This window comes from Methanosalsum zhilinae DSM 4017, from assembly GCF_000217995.1.
Lineage (GTDB): Archaea > Halobacteriota > Methanosarcinia > Methanosarcinales > Methanosarcinaceae > Methanosalsum > Methanosalsum zhilinae.
Genome location: NC_015676.1, coordinates 800,586 through 822,397, shown reverse-complemented (window position 1 = coordinate 822,397; position 21,812 = coordinate 800,586). Strand labels below are relative to the sequence as shown.

Sequence of the window (21,812 nt, the reverse complement as noted above, 5' to 3'; positions counted from 1 at the left end):
CAAATTAAGAAGAGGCAGCGGAATTCTGTTTCCCCGCATCTTCAACTTTTATCATTTCCAGCACTTCATGAGGACAGAACCCTGTGCACACTCCACAATGCCTGCACACTATTGCTTTCTGTTCCCCGTCCATATGTATTGCTCCGATTATACATGCACTCATACATTTTTCACACCCATCACATAATTCCTTATTAAGAGCAACGCCTCCACCTTTTCTTTTTGAAAGAGCATTTCTGGGACATACCTCAGCACATGGAGGATCAGTACATGCACGACATACAATACATACAAAGGCATTTTCTATCCCCCCACTTGTTCTTATGACAATTGCACTATTCTTAATAGATACAGTTTTGTAGTATGTTCTGGCGCATGCCATCATACAGGAATAGCACCCGATACATCGGGCCTGGTTTATAATTTTTAGTCTGGAAGATATACTAACACCCCACATTATACCCAATATTAAAAAAGTTGTTCAGTATTGATTAAGAGGAAGTGATCAAATTAATCGATCACTCCTCCCCTGCTTGCAGATCCTGCAAATTTCTGATAGCGAGCAAGATAGCCTTTTACCTCTTCTTTTAGTGGATGTTTCAGAGACTCTTTTCTAAGCTCCAATTCATCTTTATCGATATTTAGATTTAAGATCCTCTCAGGTATATTGATCTCTATTTCATCTCCATCTCTTACAAGAGCAATCGGCCCCCCTGTCAGAGCTTCAGGACAAACATGACCTATACAGGGCCCTCTTGTTCCTCCAGAAAATCGCCCATCTGTGATCAGTGCAACTGAATCAATAAGACCAAGACCTGCGATAGCAGACGTAGGTGATAACATTTCCCGCATTCCGGGTCCTCCCTTTGGACCTTCATAGCGTATCACAACCACATCCTTTTCTTTAACATCACCATCCATTATTCCCTTCATTGCTTCTTCTTCACTGTCATAGACCTTTGCAGGTCCGGTATGAACGAGCATTTTCTCATTTACAGCAGACTGTTTTACGACTGCTCCTTCTGGAGCCAGTGTTCCCTTAAGTATAGCAATACCACCTTCCCGGTGTACAGGTTCTTCAAGGGTCGAGATTACTCTTTTATTCACCTCCGGGTTGGCAAGTACAAAACTATCCAGATTCTTCTTTAGTGTATTTCCGGTTGCAGTCATGACATCCATTGAAAGAATTGGTTCAAGCTGCATTATAATTGCCTGAACACCACCTGCACGATCAAAATCAAGCATCAGATCATCGCCACCAGGCCGTAGTGACACCAGATGAGGGGTGGTTTTACTCAATTCATCAAATACATCAAGCGGAAGTTCCAGTCCAAACTCATGGGCAATTGCTGGCAAATGAAGTGTTGTATTTGTACTTCCTCCGATTGCCATATCCACTTTTATTGAATTTTCAATTGCATCAGCAGATACTATCTTACTGGGAGTAAGGTTTTCATAAAACATCTGAACAATCCTTTCACCGGACTCTTTTGCAATACGTATTTTTTTAGCATCAACAGCATGAGCTGTTGCACAGCCTGGAAGGCTTAGGCCAAGTGCTTCTGTGACACAGGCCATTGTATTTGCAGTAAACAAGCCTGCACATGAACCTGAACCACCACATGAAAGGTCTTCAAGCATCAGAAATTCCTGTTCTGTTATTTTTCCCCTCTTATATTCTCCAATTCCTTCAAAAACAGATACAAGGTCACGGCACTGGTCCCCGGAAAACCCGGGAAGCATAGGACCCCCGGTAACAACTATCGTAGGAATATCCAGTCTGCCAGCGGCCATCAGATGGCCCGGTACTATCTTATCACAGGTAGGTATAAGCACCATTGCATCAAACTGGTGAGCCTGAACCATCAGTTCTATGGTATCTTCAATTGCTTCCCTGCTTGGAAGAGAATATTTCATTCCTTTATGTCCCATGGCAAGACCATCACATATCCCGATTGTGTTGAACTCAAAAGGAACTCCGCCAGCACTTCTTATACCAGCCTTAACGGCTTCTGCGAGTTTATCAAGATGAATATGTCCCGGTACAATCTCATTCCAGGAATTTACAACTGCTATAAAAGGCTTCTCAATTTCAGAATCTGTGAGGCCTGTAGCTTTCAATAGTGAACGATGTGGAGCTTTTTCGATACCTTTTTTAATACTGTCACTTCTCATGAGATCAACTCACCTAATATACTAAATATCAATCAAAATATAAGAAGACTTTTATGACTACATAAGCCATTGAGCATTATTTGTTTCGATTGTTCAGTTTGGAAAATCTATAAAGATAGATAAGCAAATAGATAAAAAGTAGAATATACATTAACTATAAAAAGTAAATTATACATTTTAGATTATACATTCTAATATATGTAAAATATAGATTATAAATATTTGCATATTATTGAATGAGTGTATTATTAAGTATATTATAACTTAATTATTGAGTTTAACAAGGAGATCATATGAAAATCCTGATCATAGACGGATATGTGGATGAACCAGCATGTCTGGGAGTATCCCCCTATATTTCCCCTTATCCAAGATACATTGCAGGCGCTCTTTGCGATCGCAGAGTTGCAGAAAAGGATATACATTACGTAACAATTGACGGACTTAGAGCCCATCCCCGCCAGTTTGAAAAGCTAATTAGAAGTGCAGAAATAGTAATAGTAATAGCCGGATCCACAGTACCTGGAAAATATCTCAATGCAACACCTGTAAAACCAGATGAGATCCAATCAATATTTAGAGCTGCATCGGGGAAGAAAATCCTGGGAGGGCCAATTCATTTTGGATTCGCAGAAGAGGGGGGAACGATCGCAAAAGAATTTAGAGCAGTTGACAAAGATATAACGCTGGTGAAGGGAGATATTGAGGCATTTATATATGATATGGTTGGAAAAAGCCAGAAGATACTGGATCCTGAAACTATTGAACCAAGATTAAGAAGTATAGATGAGGTTGGAAGATGGAGTATTGCAGGAGCATTTATAGTAAGACAGCACCCCCGATATCCTCATATAATCTGCGAGATAGAAACATACCGGGGATGTGGAAGGAAAACGCACTGCTCATTCTGCACTGAAAATTTTTACGGAAAATCAGAATATCGAGATGTACAGAATGTTATCTCAGAGATCAAAAACTTATATGACTATGGAGCATTGCATTTTAGAATAGGACGCCAGCCGGATTTATTCGGATTCCATGCAATAGACACAGGCAATGTAGTACCTGAACCTCAACCTCATATTATTGAATTGTTGTATAAAGGAATCAGGTCTTCAGCTCCAGAAATAAAGACGTTGCATATGGATAACGTAAATCCTGCAACTATTAAAGAATACCCTGAAAAGTCATTGGAGATCATAAAAACAATTGTTCGTTATCATACTCCTGGAGATGTTGCTGCACTTGGAATGGAAAGCGCAGATCCTGCAGTAATAAAAGCAAATAACCTAAAGGCATATCCTGAAGATGTTCTTGAAGCGATTAAAGTGATCAATGAAGTAGGTCAAAAACGTGGATACAACGGGCTGCCAGAATTTCTTCCTGGCATAAATTTTGTTCATGGACTGCCTGGAGAAACCCGAAAAACATATGAACTAAATTACAGATTCCTACAGGATATAATTGACAGAGAGTACCTTCTAAGACGAATAAATATCAGGCAGGTTATGGCATTTCCAGGAACTGAGATATACAGTAAAAAAAGATCCATAAACAAAAATAGAAAACTATTCTTAAAATATAAAGAACTTATCAGAAAAAATATTGACCTCCCAATGCTTAGAAAAGTAATCCCTGATGGTACAGTTATTACTGATGTTATCTGTGAACACTGTGAAAAAGGATACACTCTGGCAAGACAGCCAGCCTCCTATCCCCTCATAGTCAAAATACCCGGAGAATTTCCGGAAGGTAAAGTACTGAATGTTGCAATAAGTGGCCACAAATCGCGTTCCATTACCGGAATACCATGTCCATTGAATATAAACAGGGCGTCATTTAAGGCCATAAAAGAAATTCCAGGAATTGGTAAAAAACAGGCAATGGATATCGCTGCAAATGCGCCATATAAAGATAAGAATGATTTCTTAACCCGCAACAGCAATGGAGAGTCGATCATCAATTATTTGGAGTTTGAGTGAACCATTCCGGTAAAATCATTCCAGCAATCTGTTAATTATATCTGTATCCTTTAGTATCTTAATGCTAACAAACCCTCCAATAATAATATTCATGTAAAATGTAATTGCCCTCCATACAACAACTACAACACCTACCATTGAGGAGGATACAAAAAGGGCAAATATGGGAGTTGCACCTATCTCTACCACACCACTTGAGCCGGGAGTCATTGATGCGATCGAAATTATAGTTACAAGAACCTGAGCAGCATATGCAGCTACCACAGAAGGATTAAGATTTAAGCCAATAAGGATAAGCGGAAGAATCGAAAACTGGAATACCCAGTATGCTATTGTAAAAAATACCCCATAAAAAAGACCGATTTTCCCATCTGTTAAAAAGAGCCATATGCTATTATGAAAATGATCAAGTTCAGAATCTACCCTTTTTAATACTCTTGAAATGGTATCAGCCTTCTTTCCAGTTAACCTAGCAATCCTATTTACAATATAGTGAAGCAGGCGCCTTGTTTGCCAGGGCTTCCATATTGCATATATAAGCAAAAACAGTATACTAAAAGAAAACAGAACTGCAAATATAAGAAAAGTATCAACTCTCGAGTTGGATAACAGGTCCCCAAAAACATAGAGTGCAAAGGGTACTGCAGAAATGATCAGTGCCGCATCCATAAGACGTTCACCAAGCACCACAGCAGTCGATTTTCCAAGAGGAATATTATTTTTATGCAGGAGATGTATCCTGACAGGTTCCCCACCTACCGATGATGGAGTAAAAGAGGCAGCAAAAGCACCTGATGCAATTATCTCTACGGTTTTGATGAGATTGATATCGTGATCAAGTGCAGAACACATAAATTTTGTTCGCAGTCCCCATATAACATAGGATAAAACATGAATCAGTGCAGCCAGAAGTAAATACTCAGGTTTGACCTGCATGATACTTTCAATAGTAGTAGCATCCACAGTTATGATAAGAATCAGAACTATTGAAAGTATGCTGATCAGGATAGAAGCCAGTACCAATTTTGCAAACCTGTTCATTGCAGGGCAAATATAGTGCAGGTACTATATAGCCTTTTCAAGAACCTCTATCTGAGGTTTCGTACTCCTGGTTTATAATATCCTCCTTTACATTGGTATTGCTGCCTATATGAACTTCAGGCCAGATACGGATTTCTGAGTGTATGGTCGTACCGTCTTCAATGACCACATTGGGACCAATAACAGTTCCATTCTCAAGACTGCAATCACTACCAACATTTGTTCCATTGTCAATAATTGAACCGGAGATGTTGCAATTGCTAGCGATCTTTACATCATCAAACATATAGGATGAAAGTATTCTACTATCATTTTCGATTACACAATTAGAACCTATAGTAGTATAGGGACCGATCAGTACATTGTCACCTATTGTAGTGTTTTCTCCAATGACTATAGGACCAACCAGTGCAGAGTTGGAGCCAACAGACACATTGTTCCCGATCCTTAAAGGACCGTTTATCCGGGAATTCTGCGTTTTAAAACTACCTTCGATCCTGGTTTCAGGCAATAATTCAAGCATCCATCTCTGTGCCTGACGATAGGCAGAAGGATTTCCAACATCTGTCCATTGTCCTCTAACCAGCATGCCATCTATTGATTTTCCTTTCTCAAGAAGCATAGGAAATAAATTTTTAGCAAAGTCGTATTTTTTTCCTTCAGGGATCCAGTCAAATATCTCAGGGTCACACATATATATGCCAGTACTTGCAAGATTACTGAATATTTCACCCGGTCCCGGTTTTTCCAGGAAACGATGAATCCTGTTATTCACATCCATATCAGCAATTCCAAACTCCCGGGGATCATCTATAGAAAGAAGACCAATAGTTACTATTGCATCATTCTTTTTATGGAACCTGTACATCTCACGCAGATCCAGATTCAGTACATGATCTCCACCCAGCACAATAAAAGGTTCTCCTGATAGAAATTCTTCGGCATTTTTCACGCTGCCTGCAGTTCCCATTTTTTTGTGCTCATAAACATATTCTATATGAACACCAAACATGCATCCGTCTCCCAGGTATTCCTCCACTTTGTCTGCCATATAACCAACCGTGACTACAATCTCATTGAATCCTTCCTTTTCGAGATGTTCTACCAGATGAACAACAGACGGCTTATTCAAAATCGGAACATTTGGCTTTGGCCTTGCAAAGGTCAGCGGGCGCAGCCTTGTTCCTTCCCCACCACACATAATACACGCTTTCATATCAGTAAAAATAGATTTGCTGATTTATATCTTTACCGATGATTAGAGAGTATCTCAATATTGTTTATGTCATAAACAACAACCTGCCGTTCTTCTCTGTACTCATCAACAAAACCTGTGACTTTTATTTCGGTATTCTCGTGAATCATTCTTTCAGCATCAATAGCACCTGCACCACTTGGAACAAAAACTGTCATCAGTTCAATTCCAGTATCCACCCTTAGCACAAGATGGTCTCCGGTGTAAGTCAATCTTTTACTCAGGACTTCTCCTGTAAAGAAAACACGATCCCCGATTTCTGAATTTTCATCAAGGGGCTGATCAACAATACGACCATCCTGGGGAATATAAGTACAATATGCAATAAGAAGAGAAGAAAATGCCATCAACAGCAATATTACAACAACCTTTTCCTCCTTTCCAAGAACTATTCGCATCAATAAGCCTCATATTCATATCGCAATATTTTTGGAACAAACCGGCATTAACTGCTGTTCCGGAACTTTAGATAGATATACAAAAAAAGGAAATAATATTATAAAAATATTTACACTGATTGCTGCATAAACCAAGGATTTCATATAAAGGTTATTAATCAGAATACTCTGAAAGTGAAAATGTGAAGCGAGGGAAGTTAACACACATAATTCAATATAGCATATAAGTATAAAAAAGATGGACCGGTCGGGATTTGAACGCATATCTTTATAGTCCTAAACAACGTAATGGTACTTAAGGATAAATTTGAGGAGTTGATTAAGATTACCAGGAATGTTGATGATATCCACTGCATGGACACTGGATTTAAAAGGGCTGTAGAAAATCTCAACAAAGCAGATATCAGCCAAAATAACAAAGAGAACCTAAAAAAATTTGTAACTGGATGCAGGCACGAGGGACTTAAAAAATCCACAATCACATTTCATATAAACTATGGAAAAAGAATGATTGAAGATTTGAAACGTATAGGGGTTGAGAAGGATTTACATGAAATCGATCAATATGATTTTGATCAGCTTCTCATCTACCTTGAAGACGAAAAGAAGTTAAAAAAAGGTACCATTAGAAATTATAAAAAATTTGTTAAGAAGTTTTTTAGATGGTATACCGATGGAGAGGTCCCCAAGTGGATTAAAAATCTCAAGCTTGAAGATATCGATGCTACAGTGCAACCGCATGAGTTGTTAACTCCAGGAGAACTTGATAAAATGCTGGCCGCTTGCACTCATCCAAGAGACAGAGCTCTAATTGCAGTTCTTGCAGATGGTGGCATGAGAATAGGTGCTCTTGCAAGCTGTAGACTAAAGCATGTTGAGTTTAGTGATTATGGTGCACTGCTTTACATTTCTCAAACCTCACAGAGCAGAAAAAGCACAAAGCCCAAAGGGATACCTCTAACGTGGTCAACAGGATATCTCAGTCAATGGCATTCAATACATCCATTAAAAGATGATTTGGAAGCTCCTTTGTGGGTTACTTTGAATAAGAAACATGAACCAGTGAGTTATAAGTCATTAAGAATTACTATAAAAACAATTGGAGAAAAAGCAGGTATAAAGAAGCGTGTAAACCCACATTCACTGCGTCACTTTGCTATAACAAACTGGGTGTTAGATGGATTAAATGAGCAGGAAATTAAACACCGGGCTGGTTGGAGTAAAGGCAGTTCACAGATGTTTAAGATATACAGCAATTTTACAGATCAGCAAATGAACGATGTTATCTATACCAAGTATGGTTTAAAAACTGACAATAAGAGACATGTAACCCTTGATAAATGTCCACGCTGCAATAATATCTTAAGGGCTACTGACAAATTCTGTTCCCAATGTTCTTTGGTCTTGGACCATGAAAGCCATAAAGAGCTTCAAAAATATGAGGCTAAAATACCTGAGATATTGCAAGCAATCATGAGGACTGAAGAAGGAAGGAAGTTGTTTGAAGGGGTTCAACATATGGATGCTTAATGGAGGATAAAATTAAAAATAAATAATTTTATATTGAGTAGAAATTATAGATATCTTCTGTGTATAATTTTGAAAATTTTTAGCACCTATAACTTAGATTTAATAAGCTACACCTGATATAAAGATTAAGTTGTTTTATTTTCATTTGCTTTATTTTTTATTTGTAATACTATTTTCGGGGCATTGTTTCCCACTTCGATGAACTTACAGAGGATAGTGCTAACATACCGCATCTCATGAAAAAATATCTTATGTTAAATATGTCTTAATTCCAACTACCTATTTTATTAGTATTACGACTGGAATCTAATATCAGGGTACAGTGAATGGAAGGTGTTCAGTTATTGAATGCTCTAAGGTGATCGTTCACAGCAATTAAGAATTGATCTTTGCACCATCCACTTAACCCTGTGGTCATATCTAAGCAATCTCATAGTTTTCTTTATCATGCTATAACGGATCCTTGGCAAAGGTATTTTTGGAAGCTACTAAACACCTGTTTGATCTCTTGCGGTTGTCCATGTTCTAAAATTGCGTCTGAAATAGAGTCATGGTATTTCAAGCGAAGCAAAGGAGTGAGTTTCTCTTTATCCAGCTCCTCCACACCAATGCTCACATAGGTTCTATCGAGTATGGTACAACTTCCATGCAATCTGTAATGTGATAATGGTCTTTATGCATCGGTAGCAAGTGTGAGCACGATACGTTGCCGATTCTCTGCTATGGTCTGCATGACTTTCTCTACAGAAATATCCTAGTAGTACTGGCTTGGATGCGAACCACCATTGTCCTCGAAAAGCACATATGCAAAACGATCACGCCACTCGTTCGCTTCTGTAAATCTCAAGTTCCATAGTTCATCCGGTATGGGGTAACGTGTGAATTCGCCTTCATCGCCGGACTTCATGTCAATGCTGTAAATACCTTGCTCGTTGGTTGAATAGGTAAACCGGATAGATATCTTCCTCGCGTAATCCTTCGCAGGTCCCATTTTTTTGCCTCGACAACAGCCAACTTAGTATTGCGATAGACAAATACGTAATCGGCTATTACTGGTTTACCACGGCGATTACCCACTTCTATGCGACCTGGTGTGATATGATATTCTCGAAGAACACGGCTACCTTTGACAATTCCCTAATTTGTTACTTTCAGTGCTGGGTCAACGTATTCGGCTCTGGTCTGGGCTTCGTTCATCGATTTGATCCTATGTGACTGATTAGGTATTGTTTTGGTGAAAATGTCTAGAATGATTGTAGATCCATTGTTCATCTAATTCAAGACAAATTTGACGACGTAAACCGCCTATTTGCCCTGAAATAGTAATGAATGAGGATTTTTCTCTCTGTTTATGGTTGGTTATTCGATCATTGTCTTTTTCAGAAATGGTTACAAATTCTGCAATAGTGGATGGTAAGCTGAACTCAAGTTTAAAACGCTTGTCAGTACGATCTAACGGTTCGAGCGACCATGACATATTATTTTCTGTATCTAATATCCTACATCTTATTGAATCGCTACCCTTAAACAAACTAGCAGGAAGAGGTTTTTCTGACAGAAGGTGAATAGGCCATTTTCCATGCAACATACCAAAGTATGATCCTTCAATGGATTGAAGTGGTCTTGCAATATTTTCTCTGAAGAATTGAAGGCCTTCTTCTTCAAAAGGATTATTATTTAATATTTCTTCATTGTTTAATAGTGCCCTGACAAACTGTCGAATTTGGTTTTGTGAACCTTTCCTTGTCGGAACATCTTTTTTAAAATAATAATCTTTCAATAGCTGTAACCCCTCAGATATGGGCTTGAACGGTGAAATGCCATCGTATTGAATCAAAAAGATTTGATGTGCAATCGCAAAATTCTGAGCGCCTTTAGTATAACCACTTGTCGAAAAGATTGCTGATTGGTAATTGAATCTCTGTACCTTAAGTGAATCACTTTTAGATTCATTCAACCTGTATGTAAAATAATTCTCAGAAATATCTTTCAAAGTAGCAACTGCGTTACGTACAACTTCAATTCCGATTGGTCTTGAGTCGTCATAACATTTTGCCTCTACAAATAGACGTAGAGGATACATAAAAGCAGGTGTATATTCAAAGGCTGCAAATGCATCTATCTGATGCCAGTCTCCTCGTCCTTGCACGTCAAGCCCTGATTTTCCATTTCTAGTGCCCTCTTCCTCAGGCAAAATTATCCTATATCCAACTTTTTCCAGCAAATGCAAGATGAGTTCTTCCAGAATTGCGCCCTTTATACCTGATAAATTCATATTTTCCCTCAGAGTTGTAAATCTCTAGTTTCCCACACAGCTTCACATATTTTTTGGATAAGCTTCTGACGTTCGTCTATGACTAACTTGGTGAAAGATTCATGGGGCTTGAACTCAATTCCTAGGTTTTGGGCAACTCCTATAAAGTTAGGATTGTTCTCATAAGTCATCGGGTGCAAAGATTTCACCAATAGATTTTCTTTGAGGTAGTGTTCGAGTTTTTGAGTATAAGGCATGTCTCCATAAGACTGGTTAGTGCCTTGTGGCAACAACACTAGATCACCTATCCGATTACGGTAGTTTTCAAACTCGTGCTGTTGTTCAAACTCATCCCTATGTTCATCAAATTTATTGGCCCAAATGTGTTCTACTTCATACGGCCTAGATCCGTTATTTATATAATAGGTCGAAAAGTTTGTAGATAAGCCCGATTGCTGTTCAATAAATCCTGTGATTCTAGATAGAAGGAACTTAACAAAACGGCGGTTTTGTCCATGCAATCTGAAATGTACAATACCTTCCCACGATTCTTCCATTTCCTGGAGTTTACCCTGTAAGTATGATCGCAGGGAATCGAGATCTTTCCCTCGAAGTTCTTTCACCAGTGTATACATGGTGTAGCGGATTGAACTTGCACCAAATTTTCGGAAATTTATCGAACGCCGAACTGTAAAGGCTTCAATATACCGGGCTACCTCATTGATTTTCTGCCTGGTTATGTCTTGGGAGTCAGTTGACTTTAAAGGAGCAAGCATCAGTGGAAAGGCAAGGGATGGAGCTATCCCCCAGTGTTTGATGTAAAAGACGTGTTCCCAACCTCTTTTTTCTTCCTGTTGCGCATCGAGAATATCAAGATATGCACGTAAATAGAACTTCATTTCATCATGTACAAATGTCTGAAAATCATCCGATGAGTCTGGGTCAAGCTCCATTTTTGGAAGATTGTCTCGGAACCAGCTATGGAAGCGGGACCCTATCTTCTCGAAATCTTCGTTCGATGAGCCTACCTTGCCCTGACGAATTGTATCGGCATATTGGCTTCGCAGCCATGCTTGGAAGAACTGCTGATCCTCATCTTTGCTCTGTTTGTGAAGAGCCTGGATGGATTCTTTCCAAAAACGATTAGCCTTCTCCCTACCAGTTGAACCGCTAAAGCGGGATAGAATATAACTTTTGAGCATCTCTGTAGAAGTTAAGTTCAGACCCCGATCATTCATCGACTCAAATATAGTGTAGGCATTATCATCTGAGTAGGCTGTGATTTCCACAAGTATCACATTGTATTTAAGCCAGTCAAGGAAGTATGGAAACGCTTCACCTTTTATTTCCTCGGGGAATGCTTGTTCAATGTTAGCATATCGCTCCACCATATTGATCGTTGATTCATCGTCATCTGACTGAACTTCGTAGCAACCTTCGATGAAGAGTTTTTCTAGGCAAGCCTTTCTTTCTTCTACCTGAATGTTGAAGGATTTTTTTCCGTATTTTTCAGAGAATACAAGCGATTCGATTGATTCCTTTCCGCCAAGTTCTTTTTGGACATGATTGAGGAAAATAAGGATCAGAGTCAGTGACGTTAACCGTTGCTGACCATCGATGACCCACTTAACACCGTCTTTGCTACTGACTACAAAAGGACCGAGGTAATAATTGCTGTAATGCTCGACAGCAGTTCTGGGATCACCTTCTGTGTAAGCATCGAGAAATGTAGATGTCAAGTCAGTGACGAGCTGTTCGATATGCTTTTGCTCCCAGCTGTATTCCCGTTGGAAGTAATCTACTGTGTATTTGCGTTCATTCAACACCTCGAAAACATTACGGTCATCTGCATCTATTTTGTGGTCATCTTTGCTCATGTGTTTTTACCTCAAATTTCCTGGCGACTGCTTGGTGTAATAATGATTGCTTTTAAAAGCCTGCTCAAACATGGTATAATGCCCTCATTGTTGGATGTAAATGTCAATAAATTATAAAGTTCCTTCTAATATAATTATCTAAATCTGCACAAGTTACGAGAGGATCGAGGCAGAAATAATTGAGAATGAATATGATCAGTTGGAAAAGGAAGAGAGAGAACAATCTCTTCCAGCATTCACCTTAATTGAAACTATTGGATCTTTTTTTGTTTTGTTTCTATTTTTGAAAAGGAGAAAATAAAATAGATTTGTATATTCTATAAGTTATAGTCTTACACTGACAACCTTTCACTTAATGTATCCAAAAGATGATATAATAAAGGTTTAAAACGATTTGCTTTGGGATGCTTGATGTTATGTTAGTAAAGGACTTATCCAATGCTTTGAAAAACCATATATTAAAAATTAATAAGGTTTAACATAATTATTTTCAGATAGTAAAAACGACTCCATAACAATATCATCGAAATCATTCTGAAATTCTTTGCTTTTTTTAATTTCATCGGGTATATTTTTGGATAGAGCATCCATTCTTAAGTAATCATAAACAATTCTGGTTAGTGGATTTTTCTTTTGTTGATCCATGATTGAAGATAATGATGATTCTGCTTCTTCTCTTATTTTAACTAAAGACATGAAATGCTCATTGCGAATATTCTTATCACCTATTCGGAGAAAAAATGCTTTTACAGTTCCTTCATAAACATTAAAACCATCACGCAGACTATAATGTCTTGCTTTAATTTGATTATAAGCATATTCTTCTAGTAGCTTATTATCAGATAATTTCCCACTAATTGTAAACTTCATTAACGATGGAGAATATTTTAACCCTTTCATCATTATACCATGACAGCTTTGAGGTATATTTGATTTTTCTATCATAGTTGGAATCAAATTGTGGTAATATTCTGTGGACATAAGTTCAAAAGTATATCCAGAGTATACATCTTCCAGGAGTTTGTTTAAAACATATAAGTTAGAAATAAGAGCATAGACTGTTGGTTTTGCTCCAGGACCTAAACGATCTTTATCTTTAAAGGACTCAATTAGATTATCTTTTTTTAGTTGTTTAAGAGGGGCTTCTATCTTATTATATTGAGGTTTTCCTTTGTGATCCACTATTTCAAGTATCTCCGCGAGTTCTGCAGTAGTTTTAGCTCCAAATGCTAGTTGCTAAAAGATTTTATTTGCAATAGTAACCATGCTACTATATTTGCTATACTTTGGCTTAAAAGTGTTGATTGTTTCAGCAATTAGTCGTAAAAAGAAAATAAAAAAACGATATATCAAAAAAATAACTCCCAGACATGATTAAAAATTTTTATATGTACTAAAGTTATATGTTATTTATGGAAAAAAATGTTTCCAAATTAAATAACGGAGGTATTAAAAAATGATCTAATTTTTTAGAAGCAAATACAGATGTAAAAAATTGAGAAAAGATGTAAAACAATTCAATTGTAGAGGCCAGAATCAAAGTCTTGGCGGACACTACATCAGCCTCTACAATCACACCCAATCAAGGAGGTGTTATAATTGAATAATATGAATGATTACTATATAAATAAAACTTTGAAAAATTGTTGCGAAATATCAAATAATTTAGTTGGCACAAACATTGACACTTTTCCTGAAGTACTAGCTTATCAAAACTCAACAAGTGAAACAGTCCAGTTGAAAGAAAACGAGCTTATTCAAAAATTTGCAGCTGTGAAAAGAGATCCAGAGCTATACCAATTGATTGAAAAAACAAATCAATTATTGAAACTGCTTGTTGATATCTCAGTTAAAATAATGGAATTGCCAATTGATGAAGGTGGCCTGGAGGATTGTCAATGACTACTAAAAAGGAATTACTAGACAAAATTAGGCTAAATTGCGTTGAGTGTTGTGGTTGTCCAAAAGAAGTAAGACTTTGTCACATTGAGAGATGTCAATTTTACCCATTTAGATTTGGAACCGATCCATATAAAACCAGGAGAGGTGGAAAATGATTACTCCTGAATATGCAAGGCATTACACTCACAAATTGGGTTGGGTAGTTCATCCATTAAGCTCTTGGAACTCAAAAAAGAATTCACCGGGCAAATCTCCAACTACCAAGAATTGGTCTAAATCGAAAAAACCACTTACAGACAACAAAATAAACCTTTTTTTTGAATTGGAGAAAGATTCTAATATAGGGCTTGTAGCTGGAGAAGCTAGTGGTGTGACGGTTATTGACTTTGATGATTTAACTTTTTGGAGTCATTTAACAGATGGGGTGGATACAGAAAATTGGATTATATCAAAGCGTACTGATGGTCGTTGTCATTTTTTTTTCAAATACGACCCAGATTTGTTACAGACTACTGGTGGTGGATATATTAAGATAGATATCTTAAGTGATAACAAAAATGGAGGGGGATCAAATGTTGTCCTCCCACCTTCAAAGCATGCTTCAGGAGATATTTATGAGTTTAATAAAATTCCTGAAGAGCCGGATGATATCCCAACTATGCCGGAAAAATTCAAAGAAGAGTTACTGAAATTGCTGGAATTTGACAATAACTTAAAGATTTCAATACAAAATTCTAGAAGTTGGATTGAAGATTTTATCAGGAAAGGCGAGACACCACATGGAGGCGATGGTCGTAGATTGATGCTTGCTTTGTGCACTGAACTATTATACAATGGTCTAACTAAAGATGAAATACATTTTGTGGCTATTCTAATCTATGGAGATGAGTATGATAAGTCAAGAACGTCTCAGGAGTTAAAATATATTGAGGGTAAGCCCTGGAAATCGACAACCTTGATTGGGGAGTTCCCTGAATATTGCAATGAAGAAAACACTCGAATGACTTTTAATATGAATTTTTACTTCGAAAAGAAAAAAGGTCTATCTGTCAAAGCTCTTGCCGAAGATATAATGGATGTTCACTCATTTATGACCTTCATCGACCAGATTTATGTCTACAAAAATGGTGTGTATGTACCTAATGGTGAACATACGGTAGAAGCAGAGGTTCAGTTAAGACTTGGGGATAAAAGTCGTAAAACTCATATTAATGAAGTTTTGAATTTTATCAGAATTGCTACTAGAACCGATAGAAATGACCTGATTCATGACACTCGATACATTAACGTGAAAAATGGAATATTAGACAGAAAGCAGAAGAAGCTTTTACCACATAGTCCAGACTTTAAGTCTGTGGATCAAATTCCAGCTAACTTTAATCCAAAAGCCAAATGTCCGGCTATTGAGAGGTTTTTCCGAGATGTTCTGAGGCCGGAGGACATTCAGGCCATGTTTGAATGGTTTGGATATTGTTTAGTTCCTGATACGAGAATGCAAAAGGCCGTTTTGATGATTGGCGAGGGGGCAAATGGCAAGTCTGTGATGATACATTTACTGGTGTCTTTTATTGGTAAAGAAAATGCTAGTTTCCAATCACTGCATAATTTAGAACAGAACAGATACGCTACTGCTGAACTCAATGGGAAATTGATTAATGTCCATCCAGACCTTTCATCAAGCACAATTCGTGAGGTATCTATTTTCAAAGAACTCACCGGAAATGAGTATTTTATCACAGCTGAGAAGAAATATTTCCATCCGTTTGAATTCAGGAATACAGCACGACTAACCTTTTCAGCAAATCGGGCTCCAAAAATTGCTAGTTCTCAAGGTGATGGTGATTATTCTTTTCATAGAAGACTTATGATATTTCCCTTTGACAACATCTTTGAAGGATCTAATATTGATTTAAATCTACAAGAGAAGCTAACCACGGAAAATGAACTATCCGGCCTATTAAATTTAACACTTGAAGCATTGGACAGGCTGGAAGCTAATGACACGTTCTCTTATGAGCGATCGGTCAAGGAAACTCAGCGGAATTATAATATGAATTCGGACTCTATTGCTTTGTTTTGTGATGAGCGTGTGGAGGCTTGTGAAGGGGTTCACACTCCAAAAGATGATGTCTATCAGGCTTATAAGAGCTGGTGTGATGATGATAATATCAAGCCTAAAAAGAAGAATACTTTTTGTAAAGTCATGCAAAAATTAGGGTATGAGCAGATAAGAACTTACATTAAGGGAGAAAACAAGAGGATAATGTGCTATCGGGACTTTAGCTTGGCCAGGGGTGAAACTAAAAGCCTCTGACCAATAAAAACAGAACCCTCTGACTGATTGGTCAGAGGGTCAGGGGTACATATACATTCTTCTCTAGCTTTGAAGAAAGAGAGATAAAAGAAAAATATAATTTACAAGACATTAGTAAAAATAAACTCACCTCTGACCAATGCACTGAAAAAGCTATCAATAGGACTTTTTCATTTGTCAAGGGATCTTTTTCTACACCTGACACTAAAATAAACGGAGAGAATATGGACACAAAACCTCACAATAACTCACAAAAGTTGTCAGTAGAACAGCTGAATGCAATTGATTTGCTTGTTCTAGGAAAAACTGACAGAGAAACTTCCATTGCTGTAGGAGTTACTAGAGAAACTGTTACACGCTGGAGAAATGAAAATCCTTATTTTGCAGCTGAACTTAACAGGCAAAGAAAGGAAATATGGCAGTCATCTCATGATAGACTTCGCGGCCTAGTCCATGATTCAGTTGATGAATTGCAAAGAGCAATTAAAGAAGGCGATACTAAAGCTGCCATCGAAGTATTGAAAGCTGTAGGAATCTATGGAAATGTTAGCATTCCATCCGAGCCAGATAACCCTGAACTAGTAGTGTGGGCCTGGGCTAACAAATGGGCTGAAGAAGAACTTAAAAAGAAAGATAGTGGAGAAATTCCTCTACTTTGTGAGTATGATAAAATTGAGCTAGCTAGCAAAAGAATGAAAGAATTGAAAAAGAGTCTTTAAGGTTCAGATTAATGTTTTGGTTTCAATCTATAAATTCTAGACCCTGAGGACCCAGCAGGTTCTCTTATAATTTAGCTCTTTATCTGGCTATGTAGAAATTCTATTTTCCATTACCGCTTCAACCTAATGTTTAGCTCATTTACAATTATTATTTACATAAGGATTTCTACAGAGCCGAATTATATCCATATTATGGGGCAACAGGTCAAATTGGATATATAGATGATTATCGTACAGATGGTGAGTTTGTTTTAATTGGAGAAGATGGAGCCCCTTTTTTTGACTTTAAAAAAATATAGCTTACTTGATTTCTGGAAAAACTTGGGTCAATAACCATGCCCATATTTTAAGATTCTATTTTGATAATAAATACTTGCTTCACTATTTAAATCAATTTAACTTCCATGGATATGTATCCGGAACTACAAGGTTAAAATTAACTCAGGGGTCATTACGTAAAATTCCAATTGAAATTGCTCCACTCCCCGAACAGCGCGCCATAGTCTCCAAGCTCGAACAGCTTTTGAGCGAACTCGACAATGGCATTACCAATCTCAAACTAGCACAGGAACAGCTCAAGGTTTACAGGCAGGCGGTGCTTAAGAAAGCATTTTTAGGGCTTAACAAAATACTATTTTCAGAATTACTTGAAACATCTCAAAATGGAATCGCAAAAAGAAGTGGAAAGGCTGGCTTTGATTTTAAAGTATTGCGTTTAGCAGACATTGATGATATGACAATAAGCTATGATAATCCACGATGCATAAAATTAACCTCTTCAGAAATTCAAAAGTATAAGCTTCTTAAAAATGACTTAGCCTGCATTAGGGTTAATGGAAGTAAAAATTTAGTTGGTAGACTTATTCTTGTAAATGAAAACGATGACAATAACGACTGGGCTTTTTGTGACCATTTCATACGCATCTCTCTTAAAAATTCCAAAGCAATATCTAAATTCTACTTCTACTACTTTCAAACAATGGAAGTTAGGAAATATATTCATGAGAATATGGTTTCATCTGCCGGACAAAACACAGTTAGTCAGAATACAATTAAATCAGTGTTAGTACCATTTACATCTCTTCCCGAACAACAAGAAGTAGTTAAAGAAATCGAAACTCGTCTATCAGTCTGTGATAAGGTAGAGAAAGATATTGAAGAGAATCTTGAGAAAGCTGAAGCTTTAAGACAGAGTATTCTAAAAAGAGCTTTTGAAGGTAAGTTACTCAATGAGAAGGAGTTGGAAGATGTTAGGAGTGCACCTGATTGGGAGCCAGCTGAAGTATTACTTGAACGGATTAAAGCTGAAAGTAATAAAACAAAATAATATTGAAAGGTTAAATAATGTCTGAAAACACATCATCAATTGTTTCTAAGGTTTGGAATTTCTGTAATGTTCTTCGTGATGGAGGTGTGAGTTATGGTGATTATCTTGAACAGCTCACGTACCTCATATTTCTCAAGATGGCAGATGAGTACAGGAAACCACCCTACAATAGAGACATCGGGATTCCTGAAGAGTATAGCTGGGAGAGTCTGAAACAGAAGAAAGGTGCTGAGCTGGACACTCATTACAAGAAATTGCTTGATGAATTAAGTCGCAAGCCAGGTATGCTTGGCCAGATCTTTCTCAAAGCCCAGAATAAGATCAGTGACCCTGCAATGCTTTACAAGATCATTGATATGATTGATAAGGAAAAATGGGCGATGATGGAAGTAGATACTAAAGGTGAGATCTATGAAGGGCTTTTGCAGAAAAATGCTGAAGATACTAAAAGTGGAGCGGGTCAATATTTCACTCCTCGACCTCTTATCAAGGCAATGGTTGAGTGTATAGGGCCTGAACCGATGAAAACAATCGGTGATCCTTGCTGTGGAACTGGTGGGTTCTTCCTGGGAGCTTATGATTTCATCACTTCCAATTACAAACTGGATAGAGAACAAAAGAGGTTTCTTAAAGACAAAACATTCTCAGGAAATGAGATAGTTGCTGGTACCCGAAGACTTGCCCTGATGAATTTATTCCTGCACAACATTGGGGAGATTGATGGAGAACCAATGATCTCCAATACTGATGCACTTATTGCAGATCCAGGAATCCGTTATGACTATGTTCTCACAAATCCTCCATTCGGAAAAAAAAGCAGTATGACTTTTACAAATGAAGAAGGTGAGTTGGAGAGAGAAGATTTAACATACAATCGCCAGGACTTCTGGGTCACATCAAGCAATAAGCAATTGAATTTTGTACAGCATATTCGAACCATTCTAAAGCCTGGTGGCCAAGCTGCTGTGGTACTTCCAGATAATGTACTGTTTGAAGGTGGGGCTGGAGAAACAGTCCGCAAAAAGTTACTTGAAACTACTGATCTGCATACTATACTTCGTCTCCCAACCGGGATTTTTTATGCACATGGTGTAAAAGCCAATGTTGTCTTCTTTGAATCAAAACCTGCATCAAAGGATCCCTGGACCAAGGAAGTTTGGATTTATGATTATCGAACAAACGTTCATCATACTTTGAAGAAAAATCCAATGAAATACCAGGATCTTGAAGATTTTATTAAGTGCTACCACCCAGAGAACAGACATAACAGGGAAGAAACATGGAGTGAAGAGAATCCAAATGGAAGATTCCGCAAATTTAGTTATGATGAAATTATAGCAAGGGACAAAACAAGCCTGGATATATTCTGGTTAAAAGATGAAAGTCTTGCAGATCTTGAGAACCTGCCAGATCCTGATGTTCTGGCCAACGAGATAATTGAAAATCTGGAGTCGGCTGTTGAAAGTTTTAAGGAAATAATGGAAGAGATTAATGGGAATAGACAATGAAATAATGGTAAAAGATAATATTGAAGATATTATAGGGTACCCTTTCAAAAATAAAAGACTTTTAGAGCAAGCACTTACTACAACAGCCTATTCTAATGAGAATTGTTGCAATGATCAAAGCGAACTCCAGACAATAGGGGATGCAGTAATAAAACTTGTTTTAACTGAACTGGCGATGATAGAAAAAGGAAATACAACACGACATTTGATCACGGTTTGTAGGATAAATCAAGAAGATAAGACAGGTCTGGCTAAAGTTGCCCGAGATCTTAAAATTGAACCTTTTATAAAACTTGGAATAGGGCAAAAAAAACAAAACCATGGAAATAGTGACCACGTGCTCGCTGAAACTTTGGAAGCAGTTGCTGGTGCTATATATATTGATGGAGGATTTGACAAAACTAAGGATATCATGAAAAAGTGGTTTGAAGACTAGTGGTATTTTACAGACAAATATCCATATTTGCCTAACAGCTTATGTTATTTTTAAGCGCCCGCTGTCTGTCTAATACTAAAACCAATCGATTCTACCTGGGTTTTCTCAATTATAATATATAATTGTATGCAACAAGTAATATCTCTCATCAGAGAGAGTCTTAAGTGGTTATAAATGCAAAAATAAGTACAATGGTAAAATAGGAGAGTAATTTGAATGGGGCAAACGTATGAAAGTGGTATAGCAGGAGCCCGTTTTGGGCATCTTATGAGTTCATATGCTGCAAAGAATCTTGGTGCTAAATTACTTGAAACTGAGACACAGAGCAATGAAGCTCTATTAAATGGTCAAAGAGTTGTAATAAAATCGGCACATAAGAATACGCCATCCATTGGTGTCACACTGAATGTACTTACAAATATTGAAAGTGTTGTTGCAATTCTTGAGACTAAAGATAGCCAAGCAGAAGGTACTCATAAGTACAAAGTCTATAAAGTATCAAAGGAATGGTATAAAGCTAACATGAAACCATCCAGAAGTAGTCCAAGTGCAACAAGAAATACAAGAATGGTCAGATGTAATTTGATTCGCAAACATGGAGAAGTTCTTTGCGACTTTACATGCCACTTCTGATAATTATGACAGTGATATAAATATACGTCAATATAATCTATCCGCAGGTACTCTGCCGATGTGCTAGAATGATTCATTATAATGTACTAATATTTTATGACTGTAGCTATTTGAACATGTGGCATGAACACTTTTTTCTGGATCATAATTATTTAGTATTTTTAATTGAATATTTTTACCAAGATAGCTAATGCAAAAAAGATTATATTTACACACCTTTAAATAATTTATCTTAAGCATTAGTTAGAGCGTCAAATTTGTTATTTCTTCAGTTGCCTAAGGGTATACATCCTCTTTCTTATTTTATCTCAAAAAGCAGTGCTCTAGAGTATAGAAAATTGCAACAAAATCAATTCTACATGGAAATGTAGCAAAGATTTTAATCCATCACATGTTTAAACTTTATTGGGGTGCATAATGACAGCTGAATATTATACAGTTATTAAAAAGGACATAAACCA

General features: G+C 37.3%; 18 protein-coding genes. 10 read left to right on the top strand and 8 right to left on the bottom strand.

Going from position 1 to position 21,812, the window contains the following annotated elements; all coding sequences use genetic code 11:
- Positions 1-4: 4 nt before the first annotated feature.
- Together MZHIL_RS03810 and ilvD are read right to left on the bottom strand one after the other, a co-directional pair.
- Positions 5-457 carry a 4Fe-4S dicluster domain-containing protein gene (locus MZHIL_RS03810; RefSeq protein WP_013898053.1) on the bottom strand — a complete coding sequence of 151 codons (453 nt, stop codon included), beginning with the start codon at positions 455-457 and terminating at the stop codon, positions 5-7.
- Positions 458-510: 53 nt separating this feature from the next.
- On the bottom strand, positions 511-2,175 hold the full coding sequence (gene ilvD, locus MZHIL_RS03805; protein WP_013898052.1) for a dihydroxy-acid dehydratase: 1,665 nt from the start codon (positions 2,173-2,175) through the stop codon (positions 511-513).
- Between the two features lie 293 nt (positions 2,176-2,468).
- Between ilvD and MZHIL_RS03800 the strand changes: the two genes are divergently transcribed.
- Positions 2,469-4,157 (top strand): radical SAM protein, encoded by a 1,689-nt coding sequence (locus MZHIL_RS03800; RefSeq protein WP_013898051.1) that lies wholly within the window; start codon positions 2,469-2,471, stop codon positions 4,155-4,157.
- Positions 4,158-4,172: 15 nt separating this feature from the next.
- On the opposite strand, the gene MZHIL_RS03795 is transcribed toward MZHIL_RS03800, so the two are convergent.
- The 3 genes from MZHIL_RS03795 to MZHIL_RS03785 are packed head-to-tail and all read right to left on the bottom strand — an operon-like array spanning position 4,173 to position 6,851.
- On the bottom strand, positions 4,173-5,180 hold the full coding sequence (locus tag MZHIL_RS03795; RefSeq protein ID WP_245527562.1) for a lysylphosphatidylglycerol synthase transmembrane domain-containing protein: 1,008 nt from the start codon (positions 5,178-5,180) through the stop codon (positions 4,173-4,175).
- A gap of 55 nt (positions 5,181-5,235) precedes the next feature.
- The gene (locus MZHIL_RS03790; protein ID WP_013898049.1) at positions 5,236-6,414 is read right to left on the bottom strand and encodes a nucleotidyltransferase family protein; all 1,179 of its coding nucleotides are present in this window, start codon (positions 6,412-6,414) and stop codon (positions 5,236-5,238) included.
- 32 nt (positions 6,415-6,446) lie between these two features.
- Complete coding sequence (locus MZHIL_RS03785) at positions 6,447-6,851, bottom strand: hypothetical protein (RefSeq protein WP_013898048.1); 405 nt, start codon at positions 6,849-6,851, stop codon at positions 6,447-6,449.
- Between the two features lie 288 nt (positions 6,852-7,139).
- Between MZHIL_RS03785 and MZHIL_RS03780 the strand changes: the two genes are divergently transcribed.
- On the top strand, positions 7,140-8,381 hold the full coding sequence (locus tag MZHIL_RS03780; protein WP_013898047.1) for a tyrosine-type recombinase/integrase: 1,242 nt from the start codon (positions 7,140-7,142) through the stop codon (positions 8,379-8,381).
- 1,219 nt (positions 8,382-9,600) lie between these two features.
- Here MZHIL_RS03780 and MZHIL_RS03770 read toward each other — a convergent pair.
- The 3 genes from MZHIL_RS03770 to MZHIL_RS03760 all read right to left on the bottom strand — a co-directional run bounded on the left by MZHIL_RS03770 (position 9,601) and on the right by MZHIL_RS03760 (position 13,694).
- On the bottom strand, positions 9,601-10,656 hold the full coding sequence (locus MZHIL_RS03770; RefSeq protein WP_013898046.1) for a PDDEXK family nuclease: 1,056 nt from the start codon (positions 10,654-10,656) through the stop codon (positions 9,601-9,603).
- A gap of 8 nt (positions 10,657-10,664) precedes the next feature.
- Positions 10,665-12,512 (bottom strand): GmrSD restriction endonuclease domain-containing protein, encoded by a 1,848-nt coding sequence (locus MZHIL_RS03765; protein ID WP_013898045.1) that lies wholly within the window; start codon positions 12,510-12,512, stop codon positions 10,665-10,667.
- A gap of 465 nt (positions 12,513-12,977) precedes the next feature.
- Complete coding sequence (locus MZHIL_RS03760) at positions 12,978-13,694, bottom strand: P-loop NTPase family protein (protein WP_013898044.1); 717 nt, start codon at positions 13,692-13,694, stop codon at positions 12,978-12,980.
- 417 nt (positions 13,695-14,111) lie between these two features.
- Between MZHIL_RS03760 and MZHIL_RS03755 the strand changes: the two genes are divergently transcribed.
- The 8 genes from MZHIL_RS03755 to MZHIL_RS03725 all read left to right on the top strand — a co-directional run bounded on the left by MZHIL_RS03755 (position 14,112) and on the right by MZHIL_RS03725 (position 21,351).
- Positions 14,112-14,414, top strand: a complete 303-nt coding sequence (locus tag MZHIL_RS03755; protein ID WP_013898043.1) for a hypothetical protein — start codon at positions 14,112-14,114, stop codon at positions 14,412-14,414.
- Positions 14,411-14,569, top strand: a complete 159-nt coding sequence (locus MZHIL_RS10475; protein WP_013898042.1) for a hypothetical protein — start codon at positions 14,411-14,413, stop codon at positions 14,567-14,569. Before MZHIL_RS03755 ends, MZHIL_RS10475 begins: the two co-directional genes overlap by 4 nt.
- Positions 14,566-16,728, top strand: a complete 2,163-nt coding sequence (locus MZHIL_RS03750; RefSeq protein ID WP_013898041.1) for a phage/plasmid primase, P4 family — start codon at positions 14,566-14,568, stop codon at positions 16,726-16,728. The genes MZHIL_RS10475 and MZHIL_RS03750 overlap by 4 nt, the downstream gene beginning before the upstream one ends.
- A gap of 224 nt (positions 16,729-16,952) precedes the next feature.
- Positions 16,953-17,447 (top strand): hypothetical protein, encoded by a 495-nt coding sequence (locus MZHIL_RS03745; protein ID WP_013898040.1) that lies wholly within the window; start codon positions 16,953-16,955, stop codon positions 17,445-17,447.
- 304 nt (positions 17,448-17,751) lie between these two features.
- The gene (locus MZHIL_RS03740; protein WP_048815469.1) at positions 17,752-18,774 is read left to right on the top strand and encodes a restriction endonuclease subunit S; all 1,023 of its coding nucleotides are present in this window, start codon (positions 17,752-17,754) and stop codon (positions 18,772-18,774) included.
- Positions 18,775-18,791: 17 nt separating this feature from the next.
- Entirely contained in the window at positions 18,792-20,282 is a 1,491-nt protein-coding gene (locus MZHIL_RS03735) for a type I restriction-modification system subunit M (protein WP_013898039.1), read from the top strand.
- Complete coding sequence (locus MZHIL_RS03730) at positions 20,266-20,718, top strand: ribonuclease III domain-containing protein (RefSeq protein ID WP_013898038.1); 453 nt, start codon at positions 20,266-20,268, stop codon at positions 20,716-20,718. The genes MZHIL_RS03735 and MZHIL_RS03730 overlap by 17 nt, the downstream gene beginning before the upstream one ends.
- Positions 20,719-20,934: 216 nt before the next feature.
- The gene (locus MZHIL_RS03725; RefSeq protein WP_013898037.1) at positions 20,935-21,351 is read left to right on the top strand and encodes a hypothetical protein; all 417 of its coding nucleotides are present in this window, start codon (positions 20,935-20,937) and stop codon (positions 21,349-21,351) included.
- Positions 21,352-21,812: the final 461 nt, after the last annotated feature.